Annotated in this window: 17 protein-coding genes; 9 read left to right on the top strand and 8 right to left on the bottom strand. The window is 68.4% G+C overall.

The features are described from left to right. Window positions 1–339: 339 nt before the first annotated feature. The 4 genes from IEY68_RS04990 to IEY68_RS04975 all read left to right on the top strand — a co-directional run bounded on the left by IEY68_RS04990 (window position 340) and on the right by IEY68_RS04975 (window position 4,102). Window positions 340–540, top strand: coding sequence for a ferredoxin (locus tag IEY68_RS04990; RefSeq protein WP_058855466.1), 201 nt, complete (start codon window positions 340–342; stop codon window positions 538–540). A gap of 112 nt (window positions 541–652) precedes the next feature. Beyond that, window positions 653–1,204: a nuclear transport factor 2-like protein gene (locus IEY68_RS04985; protein ID WP_058855467.1), complete on the top strand. Its 552-nt coding sequence runs from the start codon at window positions 653–655 to the stop codon at window positions 1,202–1,204. A gap of 5 nt (window positions 1,205–1,209) precedes the next feature. Next, window positions 1,210–2,460: a hypothetical protein gene (locus IEY68_RS04980; protein WP_156426248.1), complete on the top strand. Its 1,251-nt coding sequence runs from the start codon at window positions 1,210–1,212 to the stop codon at window positions 2,458–2,460. Between the two features lie 40 nt (window positions 2,461–2,500). Beyond that, entirely contained in the window at window positions 2,501–4,102 is a 1,602-nt protein-coding gene (locus tag IEY68_RS04975) for an acyl-CoA synthetase (protein WP_058855468.1), read from the top strand. A 174-nt stretch (window positions 4,103–4,276) separates the two neighbouring features. On the opposite strand, the gene IEY68_RS04970 is transcribed toward IEY68_RS04975, so the two are convergent. Next, window positions 4,277–4,942, bottom strand: a complete 666-nt coding sequence (locus tag IEY68_RS04970; protein ID WP_156426249.1) for a class I SAM-dependent methyltransferase — start codon at window positions 4,940–4,942, stop codon at window positions 4,277–4,279. A 150-nt stretch (window positions 4,943–5,092) separates the two neighbouring features. Here IEY68_RS04970 and IEY68_RS04965 point away from each other — a divergent pair, with 150 nt between their 5' ends. Further along, the gene (locus IEY68_RS04965; RefSeq protein ID WP_058855469.1) at window positions 5,093–5,671 is read left to right on the top strand and encodes a TetR/AcrR family transcriptional regulator; all 579 of its coding nucleotides are present in this window, start codon (window positions 5,093–5,095) and stop codon (window positions 5,669–5,671) included. Between the two features lie 24 nt (window positions 5,672–5,695). On the opposite strand, the gene IEY68_RS04960 is transcribed toward IEY68_RS04965, so the two are convergent. The 6 genes from IEY68_RS04960 to IEY68_RS04935 form a co-directional block, all read right to left on the bottom strand. Next, the gene (locus IEY68_RS04960; RefSeq protein ID WP_058855470.1) at window positions 5,696–6,259 is read right to left on the bottom strand and encodes a TetR/AcrR family transcriptional regulator; all 564 of its coding nucleotides are present in this window, start codon (window positions 6,257–6,259) and stop codon (window positions 5,696–5,698) included. A gap of 164 nt (window positions 6,260–6,423) precedes the next feature. Next, the gene (gene mshC, locus IEY68_RS04955) at window positions 6,424–7,665 is read right to left on the bottom strand and encodes a cysteine--1-D-myo-inosityl 2-amino-2-deoxy-alpha-D-glucopyranoside ligase (RefSeq protein ID WP_058855471.1); all 1,242 of its coding nucleotides are present in this window, start codon (window positions 7,663–7,665) and stop codon (window positions 6,424–6,426) included. Window positions 7,666–7,830: 165 nt separating this feature from the next. Further along, window positions 7,831–8,637 (bottom strand): SCO1664 family protein, encoded by an 807-nt coding sequence (locus IEY68_RS04950; protein ID WP_058855472.1) that lies wholly within the window; start codon window positions 8,635–8,637, stop codon window positions 7,831–7,833. Beyond that, window positions 8,634–9,218: a DUF3090 domain-containing protein gene (locus IEY68_RS04945; protein WP_058855524.1), complete on the bottom strand. Its 585-nt coding sequence runs from the start codon at window positions 9,216–9,218 to the stop codon at window positions 8,634–8,636. Before IEY68_RS04945 ends, IEY68_RS04950 begins: the two co-directional genes overlap by 4 nt. A gap of 123 nt (window positions 9,219–9,341) precedes the next feature. Then, window positions 9,342–10,043 (bottom strand): histidine phosphatase family protein, encoded by a 702-nt coding sequence (locus IEY68_RS04940; RefSeq protein WP_058855473.1) that lies wholly within the window; start codon window positions 10,041–10,043, stop codon window positions 9,342–9,344. A 205-nt stretch (window positions 10,044–10,248) separates the two neighbouring features. Further along, window positions 10,249–11,184, bottom strand: a complete 936-nt coding sequence (locus IEY68_RS04935) for an undecaprenyl-diphosphate phosphatase (RefSeq protein ID WP_058855474.1) — start codon at window positions 11,182–11,184, stop codon at window positions 10,249–10,251. A gap of 257 nt (window positions 11,185–11,441) precedes the next feature. Between IEY68_RS04935 and IEY68_RS04930 the strand changes: the two genes are divergently transcribed. The 4 genes from IEY68_RS04930 to IEY68_RS04915 all read left to right on the top strand — a co-directional run bounded on the left by IEY68_RS04930 (window position 11,442) and on the right by IEY68_RS04915 (window position 15,535). Beyond that, window positions 11,442–12,416 carry an aldo/keto reductase gene (locus IEY68_RS04930; protein ID WP_058855475.1) on the top strand — a complete coding sequence of 325 codons (975 nt, stop codon included), beginning with the start codon at window positions 11,442–11,444 and terminating at the stop codon, window positions 12,414–12,416. A 50-nt stretch (window positions 12,417–12,466) separates the two neighbouring features. Then, window positions 12,467–13,504: a heme/hemin ABC transporter substrate-binding protein gene (locus tag IEY68_RS04925; protein WP_058855476.1), complete on the top strand. Its 1,038-nt coding sequence runs from the start codon at window positions 12,467–12,469 to the stop codon at window positions 13,502–13,504. A 70-nt stretch (window positions 13,505–13,574) separates the two neighbouring features. Next, complete coding sequence (locus IEY68_RS04920; protein ID WP_058855477.1) at window positions 13,575–14,657, top strand: FecCD family ABC transporter permease; 1,083 nt, start codon at window positions 13,575–13,577, stop codon at window positions 14,655–14,657. Beyond that, the gene (locus IEY68_RS04915; RefSeq protein WP_082681437.1) at window positions 14,654–15,535 is read left to right on the top strand and encodes a heme ABC transporter ATP-binding protein; all 882 of its coding nucleotides are present in this window, start codon (window positions 14,654–14,656) and stop codon (window positions 15,533–15,535) included. The genes IEY68_RS04920 and IEY68_RS04915 overlap by 4 nt, the downstream gene beginning before the upstream one ends. 156 nt (window positions 15,536–15,691) lie before the next feature. On the opposite strand, the gene IEY68_RS04910 is transcribed toward IEY68_RS04915, so the two are convergent. After that, window positions 15,692–17,794, bottom strand: a complete 2,103-nt coding sequence (locus IEY68_RS04910; RefSeq protein ID WP_058855478.1) for an MMPL family transporter — start codon at window positions 17,792–17,794, stop codon at window positions 15,692–15,694. Between the last annotated feature and the right edge of the window lie 8 nt (window positions 17,795–17,802).

The raw sequence follows: 17,802 nt of genomic DNA, 5'->3' as shown, positions 1-17,802 counted from the left end.
TCTGGACAGGTGTACGGAATATAATTCGGACACTCTCCGCCACGCAAGAACATGTTCTCGTTCGCGCTGCCGAGAATTGCCGGGGGCGCATATCGCGCGACATCGGCGAATCACCTCGGGCCCGGCGCCGATTTTGGGAAAATCGCTGAATCGTTGTCGGGCACACCTGTCGATGGTAGCGTCCAGACACATGTCCAGCTATGTGTCTTCCCGAGGGGCCGACGGTCTGTCACCGGGGAGGAACTCGTTCTCGGACCGGGAAGGTTCCGCCCCCGCAGCGTCGCACCCGGCCGCCCCGGGAAACCGCCCCGCACACTCCACGCCGAGGGAGCACACACCATGAGAATCGTGGCAGATCTGGACCTGTGCCAGGGACACGCCGTCTGCGCCGGGGAAGCGCCCGACGTCTTCTCCGTACCCAAACGCGGACAGGTGGAGATCCTCGACCCGAGTCCGGGTCCGGAACTGAAAGCCGACGTCGACAACGCCGTCCGCTACTGCCCCACCCAGGCCCTGATGCTCGTCGACGACACAGCATGAGCGAGTCGCGCCCGGAGGCGGCGTGACCACGCAGGCCCGTCACACGCGCCCGATGAACACAGCGTCCGACTGATCCATCCCGAACAGGTTCTTTTCGAAAGGGACAAATTCCATGACAGGTTTCGATCGCGCCGAACTCGACGAGATGGTGCGCCGCTGGGTGGCGGAGAACGAACGATGCGAGAAGCTGGGCGACTGGAAACCGCTGGCCGAGCTGTACACCGCCGACGCCACCTACGGCTGGAACTACGGCCCCACCGACGAATTCATGGCCGTCGGCCGCGACGAGATCCGCGACCTCGCCCTGGGCCAGGAGATGGAGGGCTTGGAGGGCTGGCAGTACCCGTACCAGCAGTTCGTCATCGACGAACGCAGCGGCGATGTGATCGGTTTCTGGAAGCAGGTCTACGACACCACGCCCCGCGCCGACGGCAGCAAGTACACGGTGAACGGGATCGGCGGCAGCTGGTTCCGCTACGGCGGGGACTACCAGTGGTCGTGGCAGCGCGATTTCTTCGACTTCGGCAATGTCTCCGCGCTGTTCCTGGAGATGATGACCGATAAGGCGATGTCGGACGGGATGAACGCGCGTATCGCCAAGGCCACCTCCGGCCGGCTGCCCGGGTGGTACCGGATCGGCACCTCGCCGGCCTCCCTGTGGTGACTCCGATGACCGTTCCCACCAGCCGGTTCCACGACCTGAGCCGGGAGCAGCTGGCCGCGCTCGTACCCGAACTGCTGCTGTGCGGGCAGCTGATCGACCGGTCCGGGATGGCGCACTGCATCTCCGCGTTCGGCCGCGAAGGTATGACCGAGGTCGCCATCGAGGAATGGCAGCTGTCCAGCCCGATCTATACCCGGCGGATGCAGCGGGCCCTGGGCTACACCGGCGACGACGTGGTCACCATCTTCAAGGGACTGCAACTCGATATCGGGGCACCGCCGCAGTTCATGGACTTCCGGTTCCGCGTCGAGGACGCCCGCCACGGCGAGTTCCGGCTCGACCACTGCGGCGCCCTGGTCGATGTGGAACCGATGGGCCCCGACTACGTGAAGGCCATGTGCCACGATATCGAGGACCCCACCTTCGATGCCACGGCGCTGGCCACCAACAAGTACGCGCAGGTGCGGCCCATCCACCGGCCGCCGCGCGTACCGGCCGACCGCCATCCCATGTGCGCGTGGACGGTGGTTATCGACGAATCGCACACCCCACCGGAGGTACCCCGCAACACGCCGCTGGTAGCCGGATCGGTCGCCGCGCAGCTACCGCTGGGTGATATCGATCCCGCGGACGAGGGCCGGGCCGATTACAGCGGTCCACTGCTCAACGATCTGCGGTTCGCCGATTTCTCGCATTCGGCCCTGGTCCGGATCGCCGAGGAGGTGTGCCTGCAACAGCATCTGCTCGTCCTCGGATTCATGATCGCGGTCCACGAGCGCATCGACGACGATTCCGCGCTGGAGATCGGACGCAAACAGTTCACCGGAATCGCCGGGGTGGCCTCGGAACGGATCCGCGCCTGCCTCGGGCTGGGCACCGACCTGGAAGCGCTCGCCGAAGTGCTGCGAGTGCATCCGGCGCTGAATCCGCGGCACTACACCGATGTCGAAGTCGAGCCCGGCATCGGTGTAGTGCGGATCCGGTTTCCCGCCGCCAGCGGCGCGCTGACCGATCGCAACTGGCTGTCGATGATCGGCCCGGAGCATCTCGCCCCGTTGGATTCCCTGGTCCGCGGGGTCGACCCGCATCTGTGGAGCCGGGTCGTCGACAACGGCCCCAGCGGCTGGACCGCCGAGATCTCGCGCGCCGACGAGCCGTTCGCCGAAGCACCGGAGGTCGCCATCACGCGCTTCAGTACGGGTGTCGACTTCCGGTTCACCGACCGCGGTATCCCGCTGCCTCTCACCGTTCTCTGATCCTCCCGGCACCCAGTGCCCGGCTCACCGCAGGACTGATATGGCCAATAACTTCGCCGACCTGTTCGAACACTCGGTCGACGCCATGCCCGACCGGATCGCGCTGATCGAGGAGGGCCGGCGTATCACCTACCGCGAGCTGGAGGAGCGCGCCAACCGGCTCGCCCACCACCTCGCGGCTCAGGGGGTCACCCGCGGCACCCATATCGGGTTCCAGATGCACAACAGCATCGATACGATGCAGACGCTGATCGCCTGCTTCAAACTGGCCGCTGTACCGATCAACATCAATTTCCGGTACGGACCCGACGAACTCGCCTACCTCTACGACAACGCGGACCTCGAATACCTCGTCTATCACGCGTGTTACGGGGACGCGGTGCGCGCGGCCGCGCAGCGTTCGCCGCGGCTGAAGTACCTGCTGTGCGCGGCCGACGACCGCACCCCGGCCGACTCCGGTGTGGACTGCCTCGCCGAGGTCACCGCGGCGGCTCCCGCGACCCGGCCCGAGGTGCCGCGCACCGCTGACGATCTGTTCGTCATGTACACCGGCGGCACCACCGGGATGCCCAAAGGTGTGCTGTGGCGGCAGGAGGACATGTGGCGGGTCCTCGGTGGCGGGATCGACTTCTACACCAACGAGCCGGTCACCGACGAATACCAGCAATCGCGCACCGGCGCCGCGGGCGAGCCCTCCACGTGGATGATCCTGCCGCCGCTGATGCATCTGGCGGCGATGATGCCGACCTTCATCGCGCTGTGGTCCGGCAACTGCGTGATCTTCGTGCCCAGGTTCGATCCCGCGCACGTATGGCGCACGGTCACCGCCGAACGGCCCGGCGTCATGGTGGTGACCGGTGATGCGATGGCCCGCCCGTTGATCGACTCCTATCGCGCCGGCCCGGTGGATGCCACCGGACTGTTCATGATCGCCTCGGGTGCCGCCCTGCTCACCCAGCCGACCAAGAACGCGCTGCTGGATCTGTTGCCGAACCTGTTCGTCTCCGATTCCATCGGATCCTCGGAAACCGGTTTCGGTGGGATCGGGTTCGCGCAACGCGACGACGACCCGGCGCGCAAACCCCGCGTATCGATAGGGCGTGGCGCGGCAGTGGTCGACGATGCCGGGCATCCGGTGGGACCCGGCGCCGAGGGCTGGCTGGCGAAAACCGGGGCCGTCCCGCTCGGCTACTACAAGGACCCCGAGCGCACCGCGAAGCTGTTCAAGGTGGTGGACGGGCAGCGGATCGTGGTCACCGACGACCGGGCCCGGCTGGAGGACGACGGCACCATCAGTCTCATCGGCCGCGGCAATATGGTGATCAACACCGGCGGGGAGAAGGTGTTCGCCGAAGAGGTCGAGGGCGTGGTGAAATCGCATTCCGCCATCTACGACGCCACGGTGATCGGGGTGGATCACGAACGCTGGGGACAGCAGGTCGCGGTGGTCGTGAGCCTGACCGGGGAGGCGCTGGACCTCGACGATCTGCGCGTGCACGTTCGTACCCACCTGGCCGGGTACAAGGTGCCCCGCGCGGTGTGGGTTACGGAGACGATCGTCCGCTCACCCAGTGGTAAACCGGATTACACCTGGGCCAGGAAGTACGCGGCCGAGCGGGCGCCCGACCATCGGTCCGGCTGACCAGCACTCGGCGCGGGCCGATGGGCCCGCGCCGAGTGCTCGCCACAGCTCTGACAGCCCCGCACCGCCGCAAACAACCCACCGTCATCTCCGGGAAGCGGAACACCCTGTTCGCCACGGCCGCCGGGACCCTGCCGCACCGGGCGGTCCTGCCTCTGCTCCCGAGCGTGCCCGTCAGAGTTCGGGGCTGAGTGCGACCCGTTCCAGGATGCGCAGTGAACTGGTTACCGAGACCTCGCGGAATTCGCCGCTGTCGATCGCCCGGCGGTAGATACCGTAGGGCGCCCGGCCGCCGTCGGCGGGGTCGGGGAAGACATCGTGGATGGCGAGCCCACCCCCGGGGACCACCCATTTCACCCAGCCGCGGTAGTCCCGGTCGGCGGCCTCTTCGGTATGCCCGCCGTCGATGAACAGGAAATCGATGGGGGTGCGCCAGGTGGCGGCGACGCGCGCGGAGGTGCCGACGATCGCGATGACGGTATCCGAGAGGCCCGCGGTGTCGATGGTGTGCCGGAACCGGGGCAAGGTGTCGAAGAGTCCGGTCTCCGGGTCGACCAGGGAGGTGTCGTGGTACTCCCACCCTGGCTGATGTTCCTCGGAGCCGTGATGGTGGTCGACGGTGAAGACCACGCCGTCCTGCGCACGGGCCGCGGCGCCGAGCAGGACGGCCGATTTTCCGCAGTATGTGCCGATCTCGGTGATGACCCCGCCGCCGCAGTACTTCACGGCCGCGGCGTGCAGCGCGCGCCCCTCGTCCTCGGGCATGAATCCGGTGGCCCGGCGGGCATGGTCGAACAGCTGCTCGTCGGTCAGCGGCTGGGCGGGGACTGGCAGGGGCATCGAGCCTCCTTCTGAACAGGTACATGCGGTCCGCGGAGGACGGAGCGTTGGCGGAGGTATTGCATCACGGCGGTGACCGACAGTACTTCAACGGGCTGTGTGCTGGGAGAAAGTTGATCCCGCACCTGACCGACACTACTATCTAGACACATGTCCGAAGGCGATTCCAAAATTCTCGAGGCCACCCGGCGGCGCTTGAGCGGCAAGCAGGCGGACACCGTGGACAAACTCACCAGAGCCGCGATGGAAGTACTGTCCCGTGAAGGCTTCGCCGGACTCACCATCCGCATGGTCGCCACCGCGGCCGGTGTGGGCACCGCGACCGCCTACACGTACTTCTCCTCGAAGGAACATCTTGTCGCGGAGATCTTCTGGCGGCGCATCAGGTCCTCGGAGAGCCCGGTCAGCGATGACGCCGACCCCACGGTGCGCGTACTGGCCGAACTCCGCGGAATCGCCCTGCTGGTAGCCGACGAACAGGAGCTGTCGGGTGCGGTGACCAGCGCACTGCTCGGTCGCGACCCCGATGTTCAGCATCTGCGCACTCGGATCGGTATGGAGATCCGGCAGCGCATCACCCGGGCCATGGAGCCCGAGGCCGACCCCGAAACCGTGGAATCACTGGAACTGCTGTACGCGGGGGCGCTGGTGCGGGCGGGTATGGGTTACGAATCGTATGCCGATATCGCCGACCGGCTCGAACGGGCGGCGCTGCGCGTCCTGAAATGACGCCCGCGGCCGGAAAACGGTCCGCTAACCGCTCACGGCCGGACGGTGGACATGGGAATAGACCAGCCGCGCGTACTCGCCGAGGAGTTCGTCCAGGCACACCTGCTGACCGGCGGCCACCATCTGCTGGTATCCGATGAGCAGCGCCATACCGAGTTCGGTGTCCACCGCGGCGATACGCTCGTCGCCCACCACACTCGTGATGGTCTTACGCACCGTGCGGCGCCGGGATTCGTCGACCCGCTTCAGCGCCACCCCCACCGATTCGTCGTTGGCCGCCCACGCCCGGATCGCCGCCTCTGCCCGATGATGCAGGCCCAGTGTCAGATCCGACAACGCCCGGATCGCGTCGTCGGGTGTGGCCGGATCGAAGTTGAGGGTGCGCAGGATCAGCACCTGCCGGTTCTCCCAATGGTCCAGCAGCGCATCCACATACGACTGCCAGCTCCCGAAGTGGTGATAGAACGAACCGCTGGTCACCCCGAGCCGCCGGCACAGCACGCCGATGTTGAGATGCCGGAAACCGAGCTCGGACAGTACCTCCAGGCCGGTGTCGAAGTAGTTGTCCTTACTGACGATACGAGACATACGGCGCCGATCTCTTCGGTGAACGGGTGGGGATTTCGAGGATCGAACAGTACCCCATGACACCACGTCCGGGCCGCTGGTGGTGAAAGGTCACCACCAGCGCGGCGGTGCCGTCGTCGAATGAGAGGCCCTTGCACCGGAAGCCGAGCACTCGGCGGGGCCGGTCAGTGCAGGCGTACGCCCAGCAGCGCGTCCACAGCGGCCGCGATATCGGCGCCCGCACCGGGATCGGCGCCGCCGTAGGCGAGAGTGTCACGCGCCCAGGCGTCCAGGGCCGCGAGGGCGGCCGGGGTGTCCAGGTCGTCGGCGAGATGAGTACGCAGCCGCGCGACGGTCTCGGCAGCCGGCGGCGCGGTGGGTGCCGCCGCGGCCTGCCGCAGGCGTTGCAGCCGCGCTTCGGCGTCGGTGAGCGCACTATCGGTCCACATCCGGTCCGCGCGATAGTGGCCGGCGAACAGGCCCAGCCGGATCACCGACGGATCCACGCCCTGAGCACGCAGTTTCGATACCAGCACCAGATTGCCCTTGGACTTGGACATCTTCTCCCCGTCCAGCCCGATCATCCCGGTGTGCACATAGTGGCGGGCGAAGCGCCGACCCGCGGCCAGCGCCTCACCGTGCGCTGCGGAGTATTCGTGATGCGGGTAGATCAGATCGCTGCCACCACCCTGGATATCGAATTCGGTGCCGAGCCGGTTCGCCGCGATCGCGGAACATTCGATATGCCAGCCGGGACGCCCCGGACCGAACGGCGACGGCCACGACGGTTCTCCCGCGCGTTCGGCCCGCCACAGCAGGGCGTCCAGCGGATCGCGTTTGCCGGGGCGGTCCGGGTCGCCGCCGCGTTCGGCGAACAGCCGTTCCATGGTGGCCCGGTCGTAGCCGGATTCGTACCCGAACTGCTCGTTGGCGTCGGTACGGAAGTAGATATCGGGGTACTGCTCGTCCTCGACGGTGTACGCGGCACCGGCGGCCAGCAGTTTCCCGACCAGCTCGACGACCTCGTCCACCGATTCGATCGCGCCCACGTACTCCCGCGGCGGCAGTACCCGCAGCGCCGCCATATCCTCGCGGAACAATTCGATCTCGCCGGTGCCCAGATCCCGCCAGTCCACCCCGTCCCGCTTCGCCCGCTCGAACAGCGGATCGTCGACATCGGTGACGTTCTGCACGTAGTGCACCTCGTGCCCGCCGTCGCGCAGCACCCGGTTGACCAGATCGAAGGTCAGGTAGGTGGCGGCGTGACCGAGGTGGGTGGCGTCGTACGGGGTGATCCCGCATACGTACATGGTGGCTGTTCTGCCGGGGGTCACCGGCCGAATACAGGCGTCGGCAGTATCGTGCAACCGCAACGGTGGCCCTGCTCCGGGGACCGCGGGAATCGGGGTATCGGACCAGGACTGCATGCCTTCGAGAGTAGAGGTCGCGACACACCGCGCCCCGCCCACCCCGCCGCGCGTTTCGCCACCACGATCATCTATGACGCGCAGACCTGCGCCGACGCGGCAGCCGGGAGAAGACAACCGTTGCCGTCAGACAGAGCGAATCATGCGACGGCCCCGGTCACGGGGTCAGAACGCCGGCCACGGAATGGGGCGCGACGTCTCGGGGAACGGCAGCACCGGTTCGTCGAGCAGACGTTTCGCGCGCCGCAGCAGAGCGTCGATCTCGGGGTCGGTCAGATGTTCGGACAGTCGGTCGGCGAGTTCACCGGGCAGGGTTTCGGTGAACTCGGCGATATCGGCGAGCAGATCCGCCGGAATCGGTTCCCCGGCCCAACCCCACAACACCGTGCGCAGTTTGTTCTCCTGGTGCAGGCAGATCCCGTGATCGACGCCGTACACATCCCCGTCGACCGATTCCAGGGCGTGCCCGCCCTTGCGATCGGCATTGTTCAACAGCACATCCAGCACCGCCATCCGCAGCAACCGCGGATCGTCGGCATGCACCAGCGCCACCTCGACCCCGGAGCCGTCGTAGGCGCGCAGCACCTCCCGGAAACCGTCCGGCACCATCTCGGGCGGGCACAGATCGACCAGATCCAACCGGCTGCTACCCGGATCCCGGGGCTCCCGGGTGGTGATCCAGCGCTGCACCATCCCCGGACCGTAGGGCCCGTCCCGCAACACCGTTTCCGGTATCACCGTCCACCCGAGCGCGCCGCCGATCAGATACGAGGCCACCTCACGCCCGGCCAGCGTCCCGTCCGGGAAATCCCACAGCGCCTGCTCACCACGGATCGGTTTGTACACCACCCGCAGGTCACCGTCGCCGGTGGCCAGATCGCAGACCAGCGTCACATTGCTGGCGACCCCCACCCGGCCCAGCACCGTCAGCTCACCCGCGCGTAGCGCGTCCACGGTGCCGGGCACGGTCATTCCTCCAGATCGCTCGCGCCGAACAGTTCACCGCGCTTGTACCCGTTCGTACGTACACACATGTGCCCGCGCGCCGACAGCGGTTCCCCGCACAGCGGGCACGGCGGCCGCCCGGCCGCGATCACCCGGGTGGACCGCAGCGCGAATTCGCGCGCCTGATCGGGGGTGAGGAACACCCGCACCGCGTCGGGGCCCTCTTCGGTATCGTCGAGGACCACCGATTCGTCGACCTCGGTTTCGGTGATCGCCAGCAGTTCCACCACCACCGCGCCCGCGTCGGCGTCCCAGCCCAGTCCCATGGTGCCGACCCGGAACTCCGCATCGACCGGTGTCACCAGCGGCGCGTTGTCGTTGACCTCATCGGCCTGCGGCGGTACCTCGGCACCGAAACGCCGCGCTACCTCGTCGAGCAGCAGCCCCATCCGGTCGGCGAGAACTTTGACCTGCTGCTTCTCCAGCAGCACACTCACCACCCGGGGTTCCTCCACCGCCTGCAGGTAGAACGCGCGATCGCCCGGCTCACCGACAGTTCCGGCGACGAAACGTTCGGGGGTGCGGAAAACATGGATTGCGCGTGACACATGCACCTCCTGATACGTGACCCTGTTCGGCTGCGGTGCTCCGCTGCGCCGTATCCCGGCGCGGACGCCGATTCACCCGATGCCGCCGATCCGAGCCGCGTCCGCTGGTATCGGGCATACCCATTATCCGTCTTTCCTTCCCGCACCGATCTCCCCACCGGGCACCGGCCCCGAAGTCCCGGATTCGGCCTTCGGGGCAGGCGCCAGACCGGACAGGTCCGCGCCGGTGTCGTTCATCCGGGTGACGAACGGCGCGGTCCGGGTGTAGCGGATGACGCTCAGCGATGCGGGCTCGACCATGATCCGCTGGAATCCGTCGAGGTGGATACCGAGCGCATCGGCGAGCACCGACTTGATCACATCACCGTGGGTGCAGGCCACCCACAGCTGGTCTCCGTCGTGCAATTCGGTCAGGGCCCGGTCGTGTTCCCGGATCGCCGACACCGCCCGAGCCTGCACCTGCGCCAGGCCCTCACCACCGGGGAACACCGCGGCCGAGGCATGCCGCTGCACCACCTGCCACAGCGGTTCCTGCAGCAGGTCGCCGATCTTGCGGCCGGTCCACTCGCCGTAGTCGACCTCGGCGAGGCGATCGTCGACCACCGGTTCCAAGCCCAATTCGGCAGCCAGCGGGGACACGGTGCGCTGGCAACGCAGCAGCGGCGAAGTCACGATGCGCGAAATCGGCAACCCGGTGAGCCGGTCGGCGACGGCCCGAGCCTGTTCACCACCGCGGTCGGTGAGTTCCACACCGGGACTACGGCCGGCGAGAGTACCGCCGGTATTGGATGTCGACACACCGTGTCGCAGGAGGATCACCGTCATGCGGCCAGCCTAATGGGCGCAGTCGGGCGCAGCCCATCCGCGAGTCCACGCACGGCCGCAGCGAATGCCGAGGTACGCAGAGAGCGCACGGCCGCAGCGAATGCCGAGGTACGCAGAGGGCGCACGGCCGCAGCGAATGCGGAGGTACGCGCAGGCGTGCCCGCACCGGCGGCGGACCCGCGACCGGCGGCCGCACCAGTACCGATCATGTGGCCGACACGACTCCGCCCGCGAGCAGACCGATGATCACCAACCCCAGCACGATCCGGTAGACGACGAACCAGTAGAACGAATGCTTCTCCACGAACCGCAACAGCCATGCCACCGACGCGTAACCCACGACGAACGAGACCAGAGTCGCCACCAGCAACTGCGCGCCCGACGCGTTCAGGCCCTCGCCCGCGGGTTCGAAAGCGTCCGGGAGACTGAAAAGTCCGGACGCGGTGACCGCCGGGATCGCCAGCAGGAACGAGAACCGAACCGCCGCCTCACGTTTCAAACCGAGGAACAGGCCCGCGCTGGAGGTGGCGCCCGAGCGGGAAACCCCGGGGATCAGTGCCAGGCACTGCGCGAAACCCATCACCAGGCCGTCACGGGTGGTGAGCTGTTCCAGCGGCCGCTGTTTCGGGCCGAAATGCTCGGCGGCCGCGATCACCAGCGCGAACACGATCAGCATGATCGCCACCAGCCACAGATTCCGGGCACCGGTACGGATCTGATCCTTGAAGACCAGCCCCAGCACACCGATAGGAATAGTGGCGATGATCACATACCAGCCCATGCGGTAATCGAGTTCGCGCTGCGCCTCCGCGCCCGGGTCGTACCCGGCGGGACCCGATCCGGTGACGACCGGAAGTTTGGTGGTGACCATTTCGCTGACCGGCACATTCTTCCGGGAACGCGCGGTCAGCTTCGCGAACACCGTGGCGCACCACACACACACGATGCGCCAGATGTCCTTGGCGAAGAACAGCAGGACAGCGGCCTCGGTTCCGAGCTGGGTGACCGCGGTGAACGAGGCGCCCGCATCGTCGCCGAAAAACACCGAGGACACGATCCGCAGATGCCCCGACGACGAAACCGGCAGGAACTCCGTCAGACCCTGCACCAATCCGAGTACCAACGCCTGCACCCAGGTCATCGACTCGCCAACCACACATCCTCCTGTACAACGCCGAAAACCCGCTCCGCCTTCGGTCTTACGGCACCCCGGCCGCATACGGGCTCGGCCACGACCGGCAGCGACCCTACAGTGCCCGCCCCCGGCCCCGCGCGGCGGCCGCTGGTGCGGGGGACACGCCGCGCGGACGGTTCGCCCCGGACCACCCCCACGCCGACACGCTCTAGGCTGGGCGCCGTGAGGAAACGTCGAACCGTGCCGGGCACGGAGACTCGGTGATGGAACAGCGCACCGTCGGCCGCAGCGGGCTGCGGGTTTCACGGATCGGACTGGCCACCCATACGTGGGGCAGCCACACCGATCCCGATACCGCCGCCGCGCAACTGATCGCGTTCGCCGAAGCCGGCGGCACCCTCGTCGACACCTCCCCCGCCTACACCGGCGGCGCCGCGCAGCGAATCCTCGCCGACCTCCTCGGCGATCTGGTGTCCCGCGACGAACTCGTGCTGTGTGCCGGCGCCGGCACGGTACCGCATCTGCCCTCGGTTCCCGTCGGCAGCGATTCGCCGCCGCACGGGCAGACCCGGATCAGCGTCGACTGCTCACGCCGCACCCTGCTGCGGCAACTCGACCGCACCCTGCTCGAACTGGGTACCGACCATCTCGACCTGTGGCAGATCACCGCCTGGGATCCCGGCACCCCACTCGACGAGATCGCCGCTACCCTCCAGTACGCGGTCACCTCCGGGCGCACCCGTTACGCGGGGGTCCGCGGATTCACCGCATGGCAGCTGGCCAGCCTCGCCGCGGTCAGTCCGATCACCGCTGTACAGACCTCGTATTCGCTGCTCACCCGGGGCGCGGAAGACGATACCGCGCCCGCCGCCGCCCATCACGGGGCCGGGCTGGTGGCCACCGCGCCGCTGGCGGGCGGCATCCTCACCGGCAAATATCGCGACGGCGTCCCGGCCGATTCCCGCGCCGCCGACGAGGCCACCGCCGCCGAAATCCGCGGCCGCCTCGACGACGACCGCGCCACCGCCGTGGTCGACGCCCTCGTCACCGCCGCCGACGGCCTCGCCACCTCACCGCTGGCCGTCGCGCTGGCGTGGGTGCGGGACCGGCCCGGAGTCGCGAGCATGCTGGTGGGCGCCCGCGATATGGGACAGCTCACCGGGGTGCTGGCCGCCGAGACGTTGGAACTGCCGCGCGCGATCGCCGCCGCCCTCGACGATGTGAGCTCCAGCCCATAGACCGGGGCGGGCGATCACCACACACACCCGTACGGATTAGCCTTGCCGTCATGAGGTATCACCGGGTCCGATCCGGACGGGCGCGCGCACTGCTGGCAGGACTCGCGGCGGGCCTGCTCGTACTCACCGCTGCCTGTGACAGCCCCGAACCCGCCGGTGCCGCCGGGCAGCAGGGCCCGGCGACCGCGGTCCTCGACGACCTGGACCCGGTACCCATCACCCCCGCACCTACTCCGGTACTACCGGCTACCGTCCGCTCTTTCGACGGCACCGATGTCACCGTCACCGACGTCGGCCGCATCGTCGCCGCCGACCGGTACGGCACCCTCGCCCAGATCGTATGGGCGCTGGGGCTGGGCGAGAACCTGGTGGGCCGCAGCACCGCCGCGGCGTTCCCCGCGGTCTCGCATCTGCCGAACGTCACCGGCGGCAACGGCGCACTCAACGTCGAATCGATTCTGGCGCTACGGCCCAGCGTGTTCCTCACCGACACCACCAGCGCCTCCCCCGCGGTCCGGGAACAGTTGCGCGCCACCGGGATCACTGTCGTGTACTTCGACCCGCAGCGCACCATGGAAGGTGTGGTCCCGCAGATCGAAGCGGTCGCCGCCGCCCTGGGCGTACCCCAGCGCGGTCAGGAACTCGGACGGCGCACCAGCGATGAGATCACGGCCGCCTCCGCCGCCGTACCCACCCCGGACCCGCGGCTGCGGATCGCGTTCCTGTATCTGCGATCCAGCGCCATCACCATGCTCGCCGGACCGGGCTCCGGCGCCGACGCGCTCATCGCCGCGCTCCACGCCGAGGACGCCGGACAGCAGGCCGGGCTCACCGAACCGTTCACCGCCATCACCAGCGAAGCCATGATCGCGGCGTCCCCGGACGTCCTGCTGGTCATGACCGATGGGATGAAATCGATCGGCGGGGTCGACGGAATCGCGCAGATCCCCGGGATCGCGCAGACCCCCGCCGGACGCAACAAACGCATCGTCGACATGTCCGACGCGGTACTGCTGTCGTTCGGCCCCAACACCGGCCGCGTCATCTCCGCCCTGTCCGACGCCGTCTACGGCCGAACCGGCGCATGAGGGAGTCGGGCCCGGAGGCGGCAGCGCAGCGTAACCACGGAGGGCTCTCCCTCATGCGTACGGACCCGGCATGACCGTAGAGCTGGAGAAACCACAAGCACCCCCGGTCACCACTCATAAGCGACGCCGCGCCGTCCTCGTCTTCAACGTCGCCGCGGTGGCACTGGTGGCGCTGGCACTGGCCTCCGCCGCCATCGGGCAGGTGCCCACCACTCCCGCCGAGGTCGCCGGGAGCGTCGCTCACCGCATCGGGCTGGACTGGGGGCCGCTGCCCGCGCACCCCGCCGGGGAGGTCACGCTCTGGGAAGTCCGCTTCCCGCGGGTGGTGCTGGCGATCCTGGTGGGGGCCGCCCTCGCCACCGCCGGCGCGCTGTTACAGGGCGTGTTCGCCAACCCGCTCGCCGAACCGGGGGTGATCGGTGTGTCCGCGGGTGCCGCGGTGGGTGCGGGAGCGGTGATCGTATTCGGCGGCGCCTTCGTCGCCGCCTGGTCGGTCGCGGCCGCCGCGTTCGCCGCGGGACTGGTCACCACCGCGCTGGTGTACATGCTGTCGCGGGCCAACGGCCGCACCGAGGTGGTCACCCTGGTACTCACCGGTGTCGCGATCAACGCGTTCGCGGGCGGTCTCATCGCGTTCCTGCTGTTCGTCGCCTCACCCGCCGCCCGCGACCAGATCGTGTTCTGGCAGCTCGGCAGCCTCAACGGCGCCACCTGGGACGCGGTGACGGTCGTCGCGGTACTCACGGCCGCCGGAATCGCCGCCGCGATAGCCGTCGCGTCCCGGCTGGACCTGCTCGCGCTCGGGGAATCCGCAGCCCGCCATCTCGGCGTCGATGTGGAACAGCTGCGGCGTACGGTGATCGTGATCGTCGCGGTACTCACCACCGCGGGAGTGGCGTTCACCGGGATCATCCTGTTCGTCGGCCTGATCGTCCCGCACGTGGTGCGGATGCTCGTCGGGCCCGGGCATCGGGCTCTCGTCCCGGTCAGCGCGGTCCTCGGCGCCGTGGTGCTACTCGCCGCCGATGTGGCCGCCCGCTCCCTGGTCGACAACGCCGACCTGCCGCTGGGCATGCTCACCTCGCTCATCGGCGCCCCGTTCTTCTTCTGGCTGTTGCGCCGCACCCGGGCGCGAGCGGGAGGCTGGGCATGACGACCGCCCCGGCCACGGTGCGCCACGGTCTCACCGGGCTGCTGCGCCGCACCCATGAGCTGCCCGGCACACCGGAAACGGGCCGCGTCACATTGCGTGCCCGAGGGGTCACGCTGGACCGGCACGGGGGCGGTGGCGGCACCCGGCGAGTACTCGACGGGGTCGATTTCGAGGTCGCGGCCGGTGAGGTCGTGGCATTGGTCGGCCCGAACGGGGCCGGGAAATCGACGCTGCTCGCGGTGCTGGCGGGTGAACTGGAACCCGGGCACGGGAGTGTCGAACTCGACGGCCGTGCCCTCGACCGGTGGACACCGATCGATATGGCCCGCCGCCGCGCCGTGCTGCCCCAATCCCACATCGTCGGGTTCCCGTTCACCGCCGCCGAGGTGATCGCCATGGGCCGTGCGCCCTGGCAGCGCACCTCACGTGCCGAGAGCGACCACGAGGTCATCGCGGCGGCCATGGCCGCCACCGACAGCACCCACCTCGCCGAGCGCGCCTTCCCGAGCCTGTCCGGGGGCGAACGAGCCCGGGTGGCACTGGCCCGGGTACTGGCCCAGGACACCGCGACCCTGCTGCTGGACGAACCGACCGCCGCCCTGGACCTGGGCCATCAGGAAGCCGTGCTCACACTCGCCGCCGACCGTGCCGCCGCCGGTGCCGCCGTGGTGGTGGTCCTGCACGATCTGGCATCGGCGGCCGCCTATGCCGACCGTGTCGCCGTCCTCGACGCCGGACGGGTCGCGGCCACCGGACCGCCGCGCGAGATCCTCACCGGCGAGCTGCTCAGCCGCGTCTACCAATACCCGGTCGAGGTTCTCGACCATCCCGGAACCGGTGCGCAGCTCGTACTGCCCGCCCGCCGGGGGCGCGGCTGAGAAAGTAGGCCGGTCAGGGACGATCGCCGTGGAAATCGTCCGAATCGGGACCGATGCGGTCACCGTGCGCGCGATACCAGTCCGTTGATCGGGTGGTTCACCGGCAGCGGCGGCCCGGGCCCCGCTCGATCCGACGCGGTTTCGCAGTGGAGGACATCATCGGCCGGGCCGCCAGATCAGTTTCAGCACGGCCGGGGTGAGTAACATCCGGATCACCGTCGCGTCCAGCAGCAACGCCGCGATCATCCCGTAGGCGATGTACTGCATCATCACCAACTCCGAGAAACCGAACGCGCCCGTCACCACGATCAGGATGGCGGCCGCCGACGTGATCACCCCACCGGTGTGCGCGATCCCGTACCGGATCGCCTCCGGTGGGTCGGCGCCGGCGGCCCGTGCTTCCACTACCCGCGACAGCAGGAACACCTCGTAGTCGGTCGACAAACCGAACACCACGGTCACGATCAGCACCAGTACCGCGAACATCAGCGGGCCGGGCGTGAAATCGAACAGCGTCGCCCCGTGCCCCTCCACGAAGATCCAGGTCAGGATTCCCAGCGTGGCTCCCAGGCCCAGCGCCGACATCGCCACCGCCTTCACCGCCAGGACCAGCGACCGGAACGCCGCGTACATCAACGCCAGCGCGGCCGACGCCAGGATCGCCGCCAGCAACGGCAGCCCGTCGAGCAGCCCATGGATACTGTCGCGTTCCAGCGCTGGCACCCCGGCCACCATCACCTGCACACCATCGGGTTCCTCGATACCGCGCAGTACCGCGATCGCGGTATCGGCGGCCCGATCGTCGATCAGGCCCGCCTCCAGCACATTGATACCGTCCCGGGTGGGCGCCGCCGGTTCGAACGGACCGGTCAGACCAGGGGTCGCGTTCGCCTGGATACGGATATCGCTCAGCTGCGCCGCGTCCGCACCGGTTACCACCAGACGCAACGGTTCGGTCCGGAAACCGGAGAACAGCGCGTCGAACTCCTCCTGCGCCATCCGCGCCGGATTGTCCTGTGCCAGATACTTTTCGCTCAACCCCCCGAACTCGATATGCCGGAACGGCACCATCAGCAACAGCAGGCCCAGCACCACCGGCACGATCACCACCCACGGCCGCGCCATCGCCCACACCGCCAGCCGGGAGAAGATCCCGCGATCGATATCGGCTTCGGTACTGGCCCGCGCGAACCGCCGCCACTGCCACAGATCGATCCTGCTTCCCGCGATCGCCAGCATCGCCGGAAGCGCGGTCACCGACAGCACCGCGGCCAGCAACACCGAACTGATTCCGCCGTAGGGCACCGACCGCAGCACCCCGTGAGGGAAGATGAACAGCGCACCGAGACTGACCGCGATGATCGCCGCCGAGAACAGCACCGTACGGCCCGCCGTAGCGACCGACCGCGCCACCGCGTCCTCCACACTCCGTCCCGCCGCCAGCTCCTCCCGGAACCGGGTCACGGTGAACAGGCCGTAGTCGATGGCCAGGCCGAGACTCACCAGCGTCACGACGGCGCTGGCGAAAACATTCACATCGATGAAGCCGGTGAGCATCCGCATGATGCCCTGCGTGCCCAGGATCGTCATCCCGCCGACGAGCACCGGCAGCAGCGCGGCCACCACCCCGCCGAACACGAAGTACAGCAGGATCGCCACCAGCGGCAGCGCGATCATCTCCGCCCGCCGGATATCGTCCTGCATTCCGGTATTGATGCCCTCCACCACCGGCTGCAACCCCGCCAACTGCACGGTCGTCCCGGCCGGACCCGTACCCGGGCCGGCCGCCGCCAGATCCCCGAGAATCGCCTGGTAATTGTCGACGGTGACCGAGCCTTCGCCGCGCAGGCCGATACTGGCGAACGCGTGGGTACGCGACGCGTCGGCGAACTGTCCCGACAAGGCGGTATCCCAATAGCTGTCGATGCGCAGCACCTCACCGGGATGTTCGCGCAGCAGACCGGCCAGCTGCGCGGTCACCGCCGCCCGCACCTGCGGATCGTCCACCGTGCGCCCCGGCGGCGCGGTGTACAGGGCGATCACGTCACTGTCGGTGTCACGGCCGAACGTCGCGTCGGCCAGTTTCGACGCGGCCACCGATTCGCTCGACTCGTCGAACCAGCCCTCCTGCGTCAGCCGATCCGCGAGATCGCGGCCGTACGAACCCGATACCGTCACCAGGAACAGGAACACCACGAGCACCGCGACCCGGTGCCGGAATACGAAACGACCCCACCGGTAAGTCCCCGCCGTGAGCATCTCCCCAG

The organism is Nocardia jinanensis, assembly GCF_014645735.1.
In the GTDB taxonomy this organism is placed as follows: domain Bacteria; phylum Actinomycetota; class Actinomycetes; order Mycobacteriales; family Mycobacteriaceae; genus Nocardia; species Nocardia jinanensis.
The sequence above is the reverse complement of the archived record's forward strand: the minus strand, read 5'-3'. Positions and strand labels throughout refer to the sequence as shown.